We start from the raw sequence: 13709 nt of genomic DNA, 5'->3' as shown, positions 1-13709 counted from the left end.
ATCATGGCTAAGAAGTCAAAGGCATACCTTGCTGCTGCCGCAAAGATCGAAGAAGGCAAGTTCTACACCGCTAACGAAGCAGTAGCTATTGCTCGTGAAACCGGTTCCGCTAAGTTCAACAGCACCGTTGAGGTAGCCCTCAAGCTCGGTGTTGACCCTCGTAAGGCAGACCAGATGGTTCGTGGAACCGTCATGCTGCCTCACGGTACCGGTAAGACGGCACGCGTTATCGTGTTCGCAACTGGTCCCGCTGCAGAAGCTGCACTCGCAGCTGGTGCTGACGAGGTTGGTGGCGACGAGCTCATCGAGAAGGTAGCCGCAGGCTACGTTGCATTCGATGCAGCAGTTTCGACCCCTGAGCTCATGGGTAAGGTTGGTCGTCTCGGTAAGGTACTGGGTCCTCGTAACCTGATGCCAAACCCCAAGACCGGTACCGTTACCCCCGATGTTGCGAAGGCTGTTAACGACATCAAGGGCGGAAAGATCGAGTTCAAGGTAGACAAGCACTCCAACGTTCACTTCATCGTTGGTAAGGCATCGTTCACCGCAGAGCAGCTGGCTGAGAACATCACCGCCGCTCTGGACGAAGTTGTTCGCCTCAAGCCTTCCTCGGCAAAGGGCCGCTACATCCAGAAGGGTGCTGTCTCGACCACGTTCGGTCCCGGCATCCCCCTCGATGTTGCAAGCATCTAAGTTCAACTGAACTATTCCAAGAGCCCGTCGCGACAGCGACGGGCTCTTGTGGTTAAACCAGAGCCGTGCCCCGGTATCGTGGAGGGGTGATTAAGCAGCCGGCACACATTGAGAAGATCCCTGCCTACAAGCCAGGGAAGTCCACTGTCGACGGCTGGGATGGCCCGGTATATAAACTCTCTTCAAACGAGAACCCCTATCCGCCCCTTCCTTCCGTGATACAGGCCATTACCGAGGCCGCTTCCACGATGCATCGCTACCCCAACATGGCAGCGCCCGAACTGACGACAGCCCTTGCCACTCGATTAGGTGTGAAGGAATCTGAGCTCGCCTTTGGCACCGGGTCCGTCGAAGTCGCCGGCCAGCTCATTCGCGCTTTCGCGGGTCACGGCGATGAGGTGATGTATGCCTGGCGCTCCTTCGAGGCATACCCCATTTTGGTTCGTGGCGCGGGGGCAACCCCGGTTGAAGTTCCCCTCACTGCAGATCACCGCCACGATCTTCCGGCCATGCTGGCTGCGATAACTCCTGCAACGAAAGTCGTTTTCATTTGCACGCCCAATAACCCCACCGGGACGGCGGTGGGACATGAGGAACTGCGCGCATTCCTCGCTCAGGTTCCTGCCCACGTGCTCGTGGTGATCGACGAAGCGTATGTTCACTTCCAGAACGACCCTGCTGCTGCTCGTGGCCTGGAGCTCTACCGCGAATTTGCCAATGTGGCGGTGTTGCACACCTTCTCCAAGGCCTACGGTCTTGCGGCGCTGCGTTTGGGCTACACCGTGGCGCGCCCCGACGTGATGGAAGGTTTGGCCAAGGTCGCTCTTCCTTTTGGAGTTACTGATATCGCCCAGGCAGCAGGCGTTGCTTCCCTGGCAGCTGAAGCAGAACTCCAGGACCGTATCGATGTTCTGCTGGACGAGCGCACCAAACTCGAGGCCTACTTGGCAACGACAAAATGGGATGCACCTGCGTCCCAAGCAAACTTTGTCTGGCTTGCTGCCGGAGAAGAAACTGATGAGCTTCAGGCGCACCTCATGAGCCGTGGCATTATCGGCCGCGCATTTACCGGGACAGGAATCCGCATTTCCGTCGGTTCTGAAGAAGCTAACCTCGCCTTGGTGGAAGCCTTGTCTTCCTACTCGCGCGGCTAACGCAGATTCCTCAGTCGAGATATTTCTATGGAAACGAGCCTGCTGCTTTCGGCAGCACTGTTTGGATTCGTCACATCCCTGACGCCAGGACCTAACAATACGTATCTGTTGGCTTCGGGAATGAACCACGGATTCCGGCGCAGCATTCCCTACATGATCGGCGTGCTGGCGGGATTAGCACTCGTCTTTTTCTCGGTGATTGTGGGCCTGGGCTGGGTTTTCACGACGTTGCCTGTGTTGTATCAAATTCTCAAGTGGGTGGGCTTTGCTTACATCTGCTGGATGGCATGGGGCATTGCCACCAGCGGTACGGCCACGGGGGAAACAAAATCGACGAACTATGTGGGCTTGTGGAAAGCGTTGGGCTTTCAATTTGTTAATCCCAAAGCCTGGATTGTGGCCGCCTCATTTACGGCGACGTATGTGCCGGCGGGCGGGAGTTTCGTCGGGGCTTTCTTGTTCACGCTCGTTCTGGTGGTCGCCACGTCTCCGGGGCTTGTGCTGTGGACGGGATTGGGTCAGTTGCTGAGCACGTGGCTTACGAGTCCAACCAAGCGCCGCGTATTCAATTACACCGTGGCAGTTGTCCTGGTGTTGTCGATGGTGCCGGTTCTCTTTATCTAGCGAACACCGCGCTCCAGAACCTAGGCTTCGCTTGATTGCTCGACATCATCGAGTCGAGCAATCAGACGATCGTGCACTGCAGGCCATTCATCCTTCGTGATGGAATACACGGCCGTGTTACGCAAGGTTCCGTTCGGCATGATCATGTCATTGCGGAGCATGCCGTCCAGCTGAGCGCCAAGCTTCTCAATGGCAGCACGGGACTGAGCGTTCTTTTGATGGGTGCGCAGCTCTACTGCGTTACAGCCCAAGACATCAAAGGCATAACTGAGCATGAGCAGCTTTGCTTCAGGGTTGATGGCCGTACCCTGGGCGCTCTGAGCTAACCAAGTGGAACCAATCTCTACTTTGAGATTCTCCAGCCTCATGTTCATGAAGGTCGTCATCCCGATGGCGCTCTCGGTGGCTTTGTCGAACACGGTGAAAGGCATCATGGTGCCAGTGGCATACAGGCCGAGACGACGGTTAATCTCTGCGACCATCCCCACAGCATCAGGGATCCAGGTGTACCAGAGCTCAGAGAGGTTTCCATCACCAGAGGCAACACCGAGCTGGTCGGCATGATCTAGAGACAACGGCTCGAGACGAACGTAGTCGCCGTCAAGAATGGGCATCTCAGGTAGCATCTCCACGAGTCCTAGTTCGTCAGACGGTGGAGTTCACCAATGAGGCCGTTGGCCAAATAGACCAGGTCACGAATGGCACGCTCATCACGTTCGATCCAGAGGTGCTTGGGAGTCGTGGATACGGGCACAAAGTTCTCGTGCTGTTCCCAGACGAACAGTGTGCGCTCGGCGCCGAGAACATATTGTTGCCAATACACCTGGCGAAGGTAGCCGGCAGGAACGCCCTCAAACGGCTTCTGGCTGGTCTTGATCTCCGCCAAGATCAGAGTTTCCTCCACCACGCCGATACCGTCAGGGGTAGCCAGGTGGCGGGATTCCTGCTCGGAATGGAACAGGGCAGAACTTGGTTCGATGGAGAAATTCTCTTGGACCCAGGCTGCGATGACCGGTTCACGAGTTTTACCGTGTTCAGTGTAGACGTTGCCGGTAAAGCTGGAGCCGCGAAGTTTTTCCAGCGCTGCAGTGGGGATGGCATTCACGCTGTTGAGCTTGGCTACGTCAGTTGCCGTGATGCCCCGAGTGCGAGCACGTAACCAGGCGGCTTCGTCCGAACCATCGGTGACCATGCGGGAGAGGTAAGCCACGTGGGGTTGCTCAGCAAGGGGTTTGGTCTCGGGCATATCTGCCACATTCGCTGCTGAACTCACGTCTCCTATTCTGCTGGCCCGCACGGACAACAGTCGTTGCGCTCGCCGGCGGCTGCCACTTCTTCTGAGCGTATTCATAGGGTTCTTAGGCAGTTCATAGGATTCTCATAGGAAACCCCGTCATACTCAGAACGTGAACGAATCACCAGCCCCCGCACTCACCCGCCTGACCCGTGCAGATGGTTCTCCTATTCGCGTGCTGGTCGTCGACGATGAAGCATCCTTGACAGACCTATTGCAGATGGCATTGCGCTATGAAGGATGGGAAATCAAGACGGCCGCCGATGGCTCTACCGCCATCGCCACGGCCCGTGATTTCCGCCCCGATGCTGTTGTTCTCGACATCATGCTTCCAGATATCGATGGACTTCAGGTGCTGCAGCGTCTGCGCGCGGACGGCAACGATGTTCCTGTACTTTTCCTGACCGCCAAAGATGCCCTGGATGACCGCATTGCCGGATTGACAGCCGGCGGCGATGACTACGTCACCAAGCCCTTCAGCTTGGAAGAGGTCGTGGCACGCCTGCGCGGACTCATCCGTCGGTCCACGCTGACGGTGGATGCCAACGAAAGCCCGGTGCTTGTCGTGGGTGATCTCGAGCTGGATGAAGACAGCCACGAAGTTCGTCGCGCGGGCACACTCATTGAGCTCACTGCCACCGAGTTTGAACTGCTGCGCTACCTCATGCGTAATCCTCGCCGTGTGGTGAGCAAGAGCCAGATCTTGGACCGTGTGTGGGACTACGACTTTGGCGGCAAAAGCTCCGTTGTGGAGATCTACATTTCTTACCTGCGCAAGAAAATTGACGCGGATGCAGCCCCCATGCTGCACACCGTCCGCGGTGCCGGGTACATGATCAAACCGGCTGAATAATGTCGAAGACTACCCGGACACCCTGGACTCTGCGCCGTCGCCTCACCGTGACGGTCGCAGGGCTCTTGCTCGTGGCGGCAGGACTGATCGGTGTCGTCAGCGTGCTGTCCCTCCGTTCGTTCCTCATTGATCGTCTTGACCAGCAGCTCAACAGTGCGGTCATCCGCTCCACCGCTGCTGTCGATAACGGGATGGAGGGTCGCCCGGGACACAATGACGGTGACTTCGATCACGATGATCGCCCCAACAATGCCCTTCTAGCTCCTGGACAAGCAGCCGGAACACTGATTGCCCTGATTGCCGCGGATGGGTCGACGACGGCCGGTATTTTGAATCAACGGGGCGAAGTCCGACTCGTTGACGTCGGTGATATCAGCCAATTCACCACCGTTGACATCGGTCCTGAGCCCAGCACAGTACATGTCAACGGTGATCAGGATTACCGCGCACTCGCTGTCACAACCGAGGGCGATGCCAGACTCGTGATTGCACTGCCCATGACCGAAGTTAATGCTGCCAGTGCACAGCTGCTTACCGTGATTCTGCTCGTCACCGCGTTCGGTGTGGGCGCCGTGATTATTGCGGGACGTTTCCTCATTCGTTTGGAATTGCGACCCTTAGACCGCGTGGCCGACACCGCAACGCGCGTTGCGGAACTTCCCCTTGATAAGGGTGAGGTTGCATTCCTGGACCGCGTAGATGAGGCAGATACGGATCCTCGAACCGAAGTGGGCCGAGTAGGTTCTGCCTTTAACAACATGCTGGGTCACATTGGCAGGGCACTGTCTGCTCGCCAAGCCAGCGAAGCGAAAGTTCGCCGCTTCGTGGCGGATGCGAGCCATGAGCTGCGCACGCCACTGGCCTCTATTCGTGGCTATGCCGAATTGACGCGTCGCGGAGGCGCCGAACTGCCCGACGATGTTCGTCACTCACTCACCCGCATTGAGTCCGAAGCAACCCGCATGACCGGGCTGGTGGAGGATCTGCTTTTGCTCGCCCGACTGGATGAAGGTCGCGAACTCGAACACACACCCGTCGACCTTTCACGCATTGTGGTGGACTCGGTCAGTGATGCGCATGCCGCAGGACCGGATCACACCTGGGACATGGAACTACCGGAAGAACCCGTGGAGGTCATCGGTGACCAGGCCCGACTGCACCAAGTTGTGGTGAATCTGTTGGCTAACGCGCGCGTACACACCCCTGCCGGATCCACCGTTCAGGTGGTGCTCGAACAGCTAGATAACGCCGTCTTGATCAAAGTGATAGACAACGGCCCCGGCATTCCTGAAGAACAAATGCCGGAACTGTTTGAACGGTTCAGCAGAGGTGATGCCTCACGAACCCGCGCGACCGGCAGCACGGGACTGGGTCTCGCCATTGTTAGCGCCGTCGTTCATGCCCACCAGGGAACAGTCACTGTGCGCAGTGAACCAGGACGCACAGAGTTCGTCGTGAGCCTGCCTGTTCAGCCGGCGGCTCACTAACGGTTCGATACAAGAAAGCCCCACAGTTCACACTGCGGGGCTTTCTCAACGATCTCACGACTTAGTAGCGAACAGTCGCCTTCTCCATCAGCACATAATCAGGGTCAACCTGACGCAGCTGAGCGTCGGGAGCGTCACCAAACGAGCTAATCAACGTGGTGGGCAGAGACACAGCCAGTGCACCCCATGAGCAACCACGAGTCAGTGCAGCTTCAGGGCTGAGCTTGGGCAGTGTGCCCGACTCACGACCGGCAGCAGAGGATTCGGGGGTGACGACCTGGCTGAGGAATCCTGCGAGAAACGCGTCTCCCGCACCGGTGGTGTTGATGACCTCGGGAGCCACAGCACTGGCCCACACCACGTCATCGGCCGTGATGGCGATGGCGCCGTCGGGGCCAAGGCTGACCAGGGCAATTTCAAGACCGGTGGAAATGAGTTCGCGACCGGCTTCAATCACATCGCCCAACGTGGTGAGCTCGTGACCCACCAGCGACGCGAGTTCGTCTGCGTTGGGTTTGATCAGGTTCACTTCACCGCTACGACCCCAGTGCTTCAGCTCCGGGCCGGAAGTGTCGAGACCGACGCGGGCACCCATTTCGCGGGCGCGAGCAAAGAGCTCGCTGAGGTTGATGGGAAGACCAGTGTCGGTCATCTTGGGGTGCATACCCGAGACAACCAGCCAGTCAGCGTTCATGTCTGAGACCTGCTCCAAGGTGGTCTCGACCACGTTGCGCCAGTCTTCTTCCGAGAAGGGGATGGCCTGCTGGTTGATGTTGGTGGTGCGACCACCGCGTTCAACCACCGTGGTGTTCACGCGCACACGACCCTGAACGGGCATGATGCGCAGAATCTGGGGGAAGGGGGTGGAGAACAGCAGGTACTGATCCTGCATACCAATCGGCAACACAGCAGAAACAGGATGCTTCGCGAGGTGGAGGGTACGGGCGACATTCAGACCCTTACCACTCATGTATTCGTGCACTTCATACGCACGGTTCACTTTGCCGACGGTCAAACCTTCGGCAAGGTAGGTGCGGTCCAGCACGGGAGCAGGGGTCAGGGTTACAACAGCGTTCACGAGGCCTCAAATCTTCGTGACATGCCAAAACTCACAGGCTGATGCCGTTCACACAGCATCCGATTGTGAGCATCAGCGCTAACAGGGGAGGGATGTTTCTAGTCTACCGATTTGCCAGCAGAGTGCTTCCTCACGTAACCTAAAGATAACCAAAGACCGCTGGTTATGGTGATCTGATGAAAATCAGTCCCCATCGAAGATTCGTTTCGACGAAGACCCGCGCAGGCAAACTGTAAGTGATGTTCACGTTCGCGTGTTTTCTTTCGCTCCAGCCCCTGCGCTGGAGCTTTTTTAGTTTTCAGCGGCCTGCGGGTAATCACTCCACACAAGTGGAGTGTGAGAAACCACAAGGAGCGCCATGGCGAACAAGGAAGCAATGCTCTCCGAACTCGAGAACTATTTCTCTGGTTCGAATGCAGTTCTGCTCACCGAGTACCGCGGCCTCACTGTTGCTCAGCTCAAGGAGCTGCGCAAGTCCATCAGTGAGCACGCGACTTACGCCGTGGTAAAGAACACGCTGACCAAGATTGCCGCCGCTAAGGCTGGCATCACCGGTCTCGATGACCAGCTTGCTGGTCCATCGGCTATCGCATTCGTGCACGGCGACGCTGTCGCTGTAGCGAAGGCCCTGCGTACCTTTGCCAAGGCAAACCCTCAGCTCATTATGAAGGGCGGCTACTTCGACGGTAAGCCTCTCGACGCAGTTGAGGTTGGAAAGCTCGCCGATCTCGAGTCCCGCGAAGTACTCCTGGCAAAGTTTGCCGGAGCTGCAAAGGCCTCACTTTTCGGTGCCGCATACCTGTTCACCGCACCACTGTCGAAGGCCGTTCGCACGGTCGACGCACTGCGTGCAAAGCAAGAGTCCGGCAACTAGTCACTTACTAGTTCTCGGTTTAGACGAAATAACAACAAGGAGAAAATCATGGCAAAGCTCACCACTGAGCAGCTCATCGAGGCTTTCAAGGAGCTCTCGCTCATCGAGCTCAGCGAGTTCGTAAAGGCATTCGAGGAGACCTTCGAGGTCACCGCAGCAGCTCCCGTAGCTGTTGCAGCCGCTGGCGGCGCTGCACCTGCAGCTGCTGAGGCAGCAGAAGAGAAGGACTCTTTTGACGTCGTTCTCGAAGCTGCTGGCGCAAACAAGATTGCTGTCATCAAGGAGGTGCGTACCATCACCAACCTCGGTCTGGGTGAGGCTAAGGCACTCGTTGATGGCGCACCTGCAACCGTTCTCGAAGGCGCTAACAAGGACGCTGCAGAGAAGGCTAAGGCTGCTCTTACCGAGGCTGGCGCAACCGTCGTCCTCAAGTAGTCTCAACGACTCACGTCAAGAGCGTCGATCCTTTTCGGATCGGCGCTCTTGTGGTTTAACTTCTCTACCCGGTGAAAGTCACCCAAAGCAGAATGAGGTTGAGCGCGATGACAAAGGCAGCTCCCACGATGGCCAGTCCCGTCGTGAGCTTGGTGTTGATGTCCACGCCCAGAATGCTTTTATCGCGTGTGAGCCACACCAGTGGAATCAACGCAAAGGGAATACCGAAAGACAAGATGACCTGGCTGATGATCAGCGCCCAGGTGGGATCGGCACCAATGCTCAAAATCACAAAGGCAGGGATGAGGGTAATCACCCGGCGCCACAACAGAGGAATCTGGATATCGGTGAGACCACTCATGATCTCGGCACCCGCATAGGCGCCGACGGAGGTCGACGCAAGTCCCGATGCCAGCAGGCCCACGGCAAACATCACGGCAATGACGGGACCCAAGTTAGTTGTCAGCGCGGCATAGACGCCCTCGAGTGTGTCGGTTCCAGGTAGTCCTTGCAGGCTCACGGCGGCGGTGAGCAGCATGGCGAGGTTTACACCCCCGGCGATGACCAGTGCCACGGTGACATCTACTCGGGTGGCTTTGAGGATGCGCCCCCGCTCCACGCCAGCTAATACTTGACCGAAACGGTCACGCGTCAGCGCGGAGTGGGCATAAATAGCGTGGGGCATGATGGTTGCACCCAGGATGGAGGCAGCCAGCAGGATCGACGCTGAACCCTCAAAGTGTGGAACGAGACCACCGAGCACAGACGCGGGATCAGGTGGGGCAACGACGAGGCCCATGCCGAAGCCGATCGCGATGACCAGCAGCAACGCAATAATGACGCGCTCAAACGCTTTCGCCCCGGAACGATCTCGTAAGGACAGTAAGAACAGTGAGAGCAGACCCATCACCATACCGCCGGCGAGGAGGGGAAAACCAAAGAGCAGATTGAAAGCGATAGCGCCACCGACCACCTCTGCGAGGTCGGTCGCCATGGCGACAATCTCAGCCTGAACCCAAAAACCTCTGCGTGCCCATTTGTTGGTCAGCCGCTCACCCAGAATCTGGGTCAAGGATTTGCCCGTAGCCAAACCCAACTTCGCGGACAGATATTGCACCAACCAAGCGATGAGGTTTCCCACCACGACAACCCAGACCAGCAAGTAACCGAACTGGGCGCCAGCGGTCATGTTGCTCGCGACGTTTCCAGGATCCAAATAGGCAACGCCGGCAACCAGTGCAGGACCGAGCAGGGGAACGACCCGCAGAGCACGCGCTCGACGAGGTGCCGAGGGTGCAGGAGTGGGGGTCGACATCGCTACTCAATTTCGCTGGGATGGACGGGTTTCGTCTTCTCCACCAGACTACTGTCGGCAAAGTCTCAGCGACAGCTCGCGTTCAGAGGAGTAGCGTCAGGAATATGAGAATTCTGCTTGTTGGTGCTGGTGGCGTCGGTGACGCTATCGCCAAGATTTCCGCACGTCGGTCGTTCTTTGAGCTCATGGTGGTGACCGACTATGACATCACTCGTGCCGAGCGCACTATCGCCTGGTTGACGAGCAAGCATGGCGCTGCCGCGATCGAGGGACGGTTCGTCGCCGACCAGATTGATGCCTCGAACCCGGACAGTGTCGCCGAGGTTGCACAGCGCCACGGCGCGACACACGTCATGAACGCGGTGGAGCCTAAGTTTGTGCAAACCATCTTTGCGGGGGCTTTAGCGGCCAACGCCGACTATCTCGACATGGCTATGTCTCTCTCTTTGCCCCACCCCACCAATCCCTATGCAGAAACCGGTCTCAAGCTCGGCGACGAGCAGTTCGCTGACGCTGACAGATGGGAGAAGGCAGGTCGACTGGCACTTGTTGGCATTGGCGTGGAGCCAGGCATGTCCAACGTCTTTGCTCGCTATGCGCAGGATCACCTGTTTAGCTCCATCGATGAGCTCGGCACACGTGACGGGGCAAACCTGGTCGTGCGCGATGAGGATGGCACCGAAATCTTTGCCCCGTCCTTCAGCATCTGGACCACCATTGAGGAATGCCTCAACCCTCCTGTGATCTGGGAGAAAGACACCGGCTGGTTCACCACCCCACCGTTTAGCGAGCCTGAAGTATTTGTATTTCCCGAAGGCATCGGACCGGTGGAGTGCGTGAATGTCGAGCATGAGGAAGTGCTCATGATGCCCCGGTGGCTCGATGCACAGAGGGTCACTTTCAAATACGGACTCGGTGATGAATTCATTGGGATTTTGAAAACCCTGCATCAGCTGGGATTAGATTCGATTGAACCCCTGAAGGTGAGAAGTGCCGCCGGCCCGGTTATGGTTGCACCCCGTGACGTGGTTGCTGCTGCCCTGCCGGATCCGGCCACCATTGGTCCTCGCATGACCGGAAAAACGTGTGCGGGGGTCTGGGTCACGGGCCGAGGTAAAGACGGACGTCCTCGTGAGGTGTACCTGTATCACGTCAGTGATAACGAGTGGACAATGGCCGAGTATGAGAGCCAGTGCGTCGTCTGGCAGACCGCGCTCAACCCGGTGATTGCCCTCGAACTCCTTGCCGCGGGCACGTGGTCCGGCTCCGGTGTTCTCGGACCTGAAGCATTTGATGCCGTGCCATTCCTCACTCTGATGGCACAACCCGAGTCCGAGGGTGGCTATGGCCAAGCGTGGGGATTGGAAGAACGCCCACCGGTTTCATAAAAAAAAGAGGAGGCCGACTTATGCAGTCGACCCCCTCACTATCTGTTCAGTGTGACAGCTGAATGAATCGAACGCCAGAGTTTTCTCTGCAGGCAGCTGGAGCTGTGGAGAAAAACCGAACAGAGTTGTCTCAGTAGAATTGAGTCATGTCTAAGGTTCTTTCTTCTCTGCCCGTGGGCGAGCGCGTCGGTATTGCATTCTCTGGTGGTCTTGATACCTCTGTTGCTGTGGCGTGGATGCGTGAAAAGGGTGCAATTCCCTGCACCTATACCGCCAACATCGGCCAGTATGACGAGCCAGATATTGACAGCGTTCCTGCTCGCGCCCTGGAATACGGTGCTGAGCTTGCTCGCCTGATTGACTGCCGCGGGCCTCTTGTCGAAGAAGGACTTGTCGCACTCCAGTGTGGCGCCTTCCACATTCGCACCGCAGGCAAGACCTATTTCAACACCACCCCTTTGGGTCGTGCTGTAACCGGCACCATGCTCGTTCGCGCCATGCATGAAGATGGCGTGGACATCTGGGGTGATGGCTCCACTTACAAGGGCAACGACATCGAGCGTTTCTACCGCTACGGTCTGATGGCCAACCCTGCCCTGCGCATTTACAAGCCGTGGCTGGATGCCGAGTTCGTCGAAGAACTGGGTGGCCGTCACGAGATGAGCGAATGGCTCCTCGCCCGCGACCTTCCCTACCGTGCATCGAAAGAGAAGGCCTACTCGACCGATGCCAACATTTGGGGCGCAAGCCACGAAGCAAAGCTGCTCGAGCACCTGGATCAGGGTCTGGACTTGGTCACCCCTATCATGGGCGTTGCCGCCTGGCGTGACGATGTGGACGTCAAGACCGAAGAAGTGACGGTTGCTTTCGAGGCAGGTCGCCCTGTCTCGATCAACGGCAAGCGTTACGACGACCCTGTTGCTCTGGTTCTGGAAGCAAACGCTATCGGTGGTCGCCACGGTCTGGGCATCTCTGACCAGGTGGAGAACCGCATCATCGAGGCGAAGAGCCGCGGTATTTATGAAGCACCTGGAATGGCTCTTCTGCACATCGTCTACGAACGTTTGCTCAACGCAATACACAACGAAGACACCCTGGCCAACTACGCCACCGAAGGTCGTCGTCTGGGTCGCCTGATGTATGAAGGTCGCTGGTTCGACCCACAAGCGCTCATGCTGCGCGAATCTATTGTTCGCTGGGTTGGTTCTGCTGTGACCGGTGAAGTGACTTTGCGCCTGCGTCGCGGTGACGACTACACCATCTTGAACACCTCAGGCCCAGCTCTCAGCTACCACCCTGACAAGCTCTCGATGGAGCGCGTGGAAGATGCAGCTTTTGGTCCCGAAGACCGTATTGGTCAGCTCACCATGCGCAACCTGGACATCGCAGACTCCCGTGAGCGTCTCGAGCAGTATGCAGCTCAGGGCATTGTTGAAGGCGGCGCGGCTGTTTTGATGGGTGACCTCAAGGCTGCTGCTCTGGAAAAGGGAAAGAAGTAGTTCCTACTACTTTGTGGTCCTCACGATGAGCTCAGTGGATTCACCTCCCTGGTATGTGATCAGTGGTGGTCCCAGTTCCGGTAAGAGCACCACCATTGGTCTGCTCCGGGAACGCGGGTATCACGTCACCGATGAGCAGGCTCGCGCCATCATCGAAGAGGAGATGGCCAAGGGGCGCCCCCTGGAAGAGATTCGGGGCGATGCCCACGAGTTTCAGCAGGAGATTCTCAAACGCCAACTCGCCACGGAATCTTCCCTCGATCCGAACGAGATTGTGTTTCTGGATCGTGGCATTCCCGATGGCTTGGCTTATGCACACTTTCTCCAGATTGAGGAGGACGCCGAGATTCACGCAGCTTCAGAACGGGCCCGCTATCGACGGGTGTTCATTCTCGATTTGCTGACGCTGCACGATGATGGCTCACGCATCGAAGACACGCACACCCAAGAACAGATTCAGGACTTTCTCGTTGCAACATATGAGGCCATGTCTTTTGATGTTGTCCGAGTTCCCGTGCTGTCGGCAGAAGAACGTGTTGCCTTCATCCTCGAGCGGCTCTAATCAGGAATATTCCAGACCCCACGGGGGTTAGTCTTGGTAGTGGGGGACGTTGGGGTGCCTCCATTTTCTCGGGAGGTTTCTCATGGTTATTGCGCTGTCTATTCTCAACGTTCTGTTGGCACTCGTTTTTGTCTTTGCGGGGGCGACGAAAGCGTTTCAGCCGATCGAAAAACTTGCAGTCAAAATGCCCTGGGTCAACGACTTCAGTACTCGGAATGTTCGCCTGATCGGCTGGGCTGAACTTCTCGGTGGTATGGGTCTTGTGCTGCCCGGCACGGTGGGCTTGGGCATTCTTCAACTTGTTGCGGCTGTCTGCCTCGCAATCCTCATGATTGGTGCAGCCATCTGGCACCTGCGTCAGAAAGACACAAAGGGAGCTATCCCCAGCATTGTGTTGGCCGTTTTGCTGGCTGTTGTGGCGCTCTTCATGGTGGCCTAACTCGAAACATCATT

The 13709-nt window shown here is 57.3% G+C and carries 15 protein-coding genes; 11 read left to right on the top strand and 4 right to left on the bottom strand.

What is annotated here, in order from left to right; all coding sequences use genetic code 11:
* The first annotated feature begins 3 nt into the window (after window positions 1–3).
* The 3 genes from rplA (at window position 4) to M2119_RS00790 (ending at window position 2471) form a co-directional block, all read left to right on the top strand.
* A complete protein-coding gene (gene rplA, locus M2119_RS00800) occupies window positions 4–693 on the top strand; it encodes a 50S ribosomal protein L1 (RefSeq protein WP_280803080.1) in 690 nt (229 codons plus the stop codon).
* A gap of 86 nt (window positions 694–779) precedes the next feature.
* Complete coding sequence (gene hisC / locus M2119_RS00795) at window positions 780–1847, top strand: histidinol-phosphate transaminase (protein ID WP_280803079.1); 1068 nt, start codon at window positions 780–782, stop codon at window positions 1845–1847.
* 27 nt (window positions 1848–1874) lie between these two features.
* Window positions 1875–2471 carry a LysE family translocator gene (locus tag M2119_RS00790; protein WP_280803078.1) on the top strand — a complete coding sequence of 199 codons (597 nt, stop codon included), beginning with the start codon at window positions 1875–1877 and terminating at the stop codon, window positions 2469–2471.
* Window positions 2472–2491: 20 nt separating this feature from the next.
* Here M2119_RS00790 and M2119_RS00785 read toward each other — a convergent pair whose 3' ends face one another.
* Together M2119_RS00785 and M2119_RS00780 are read right to left on the bottom strand one after the other, a co-directional pair.
* The gene (locus tag M2119_RS00785) at window positions 2492–3085 is read right to left on the bottom strand and encodes a GNAT family N-acetyltransferase (RefSeq protein WP_280803077.1); all 594 of its coding nucleotides are present in this window, start codon (window positions 3083–3085) and stop codon (window positions 2492–2494) included.
* 23 nt (window positions 3086–3108) lie between these two features.
* The gene (locus M2119_RS00780) at window positions 3109–3744 is read right to left on the bottom strand and encodes a YqaJ viral recombinase family protein (RefSeq protein ID WP_280803076.1); all 636 of its coding nucleotides are present in this window, start codon (window positions 3742–3744) and stop codon (window positions 3109–3111) included.
* Window positions 3745–3877: 133 nt separating this feature from the next.
* Here M2119_RS00780 and M2119_RS00775 point away from each other — a divergent pair, with 133 nt between their 5' ends.
* Both M2119_RS00775 and M2119_RS00770 read left to right on the top strand, forming a co-directional pair.
* A complete protein-coding gene (locus M2119_RS00775) occupies window positions 3878–4618 on the top strand; it encodes a response regulator transcription factor (protein WP_280803075.1) in 741 nt (246 codons plus the stop codon).
* The gene (locus M2119_RS00770; RefSeq protein ID WP_280803074.1) at window positions 4618–6105 is read left to right on the top strand and encodes a sensor histidine kinase; all 1488 of its coding nucleotides are present in this window, start codon (window positions 4618–4620) and stop codon (window positions 6103–6105) included. Before M2119_RS00775 ends, M2119_RS00770 begins: the two co-directional genes overlap by 1 nt.
* A gap of 61 nt (window positions 6106–6166) precedes the next feature.
* On the opposite strand, the gene M2119_RS00765 is transcribed toward M2119_RS00770, so the two are convergent.
* The gene (locus M2119_RS00765; protein ID WP_280803073.1) at window positions 6167–7183 is read right to left on the bottom strand and encodes a 1-phosphofructokinase family hexose kinase; all 1017 of its coding nucleotides are present in this window, start codon (window positions 7181–7183) and stop codon (window positions 6167–6169) included.
* Window positions 7184–7541: 358 nt separating this feature from the next.
* Here M2119_RS00765 and rplJ point away from each other — a divergent pair, with 358 nt between their 5' ends.
* Complete coding sequence (gene rplJ, locus M2119_RS00760; RefSeq protein WP_280803072.1) at window positions 7542–8057, top strand: 50S ribosomal protein L10; 516 nt, start codon at window positions 7542–7544, stop codon at window positions 8055–8057.
* 48 nt (window positions 8058–8105) lie between these two features.
* Complete coding sequence (gene rplL / locus M2119_RS00755; protein WP_280803071.1) at window positions 8106–8492, top strand: 50S ribosomal protein L7/L12; 387 nt, start codon at window positions 8106–8108, stop codon at window positions 8490–8492.
* A 64-nt stretch (window positions 8493–8556) separates the two neighbouring features.
* Here rplL and M2119_RS00750 read toward each other — a convergent pair whose 3' ends face one another.
* On the bottom strand, window positions 8557–9807 hold the full coding sequence (locus tag M2119_RS00750; protein ID WP_280803070.1) for an Nramp family divalent metal transporter: 1251 nt from the start codon (window positions 9805–9807) through the stop codon (window positions 8557–8559).
* Between the two features lie 104 nt (window positions 9808–9911).
* Between M2119_RS00750 and M2119_RS00745 the strand changes: the two genes are divergently transcribed.
* The 4 genes from M2119_RS00745 (at window position 9912) to M2119_RS00730 (ending at window position 13695) form a co-directional block, all read left to right on the top strand.
* The gene (locus M2119_RS00745) at window positions 9912–11195 is read left to right on the top strand and encodes a saccharopine dehydrogenase family protein (RefSeq protein ID WP_280803069.1); all 1284 of its coding nucleotides are present in this window, start codon (window positions 9912–9914) and stop codon (window positions 11193–11195) included.
* 146 nt (window positions 11196–11341) lie between these two features.
* A complete protein-coding gene (argG, locus tag M2119_RS00740) occupies window positions 11342–12694 on the top strand; it encodes an argininosuccinate synthase (protein WP_280803068.1) in 1353 nt (450 codons plus the stop codon).
* 34 nt (window positions 12695–12728) lie between these two features.
* Window positions 12729–13256: an ATP-binding protein gene (locus M2119_RS00735; RefSeq protein ID WP_280803067.1), complete on the top strand. Its 528-nt coding sequence runs from the start codon at window positions 12729–12731 to the stop codon at window positions 13254–13256.
* An 82-nt stretch (window positions 13257–13338) separates the two neighbouring features.
* On the top strand, window positions 13339–13695 hold the full coding sequence (locus tag M2119_RS00730; protein WP_280803066.1) for a DoxX family protein: 357 nt from the start codon (window positions 13339–13341) through the stop codon (window positions 13693–13695).
* The last annotated feature ends 14 nt before the right edge of the window (window positions 13696–13709 follow it).

Origin of the sequence: Aurantimicrobium minutum (assembly GCF_029894165.1) — a bacterium.
GTDB classification, from domain to species: domain Bacteria; phylum Actinomycetota; class Actinomycetes; order Actinomycetales; family Microbacteriaceae; genus Aurantimicrobium; species Aurantimicrobium minutum_A.
This window is presented reverse-complemented; position numbering and strand designations above follow the sequence as displayed.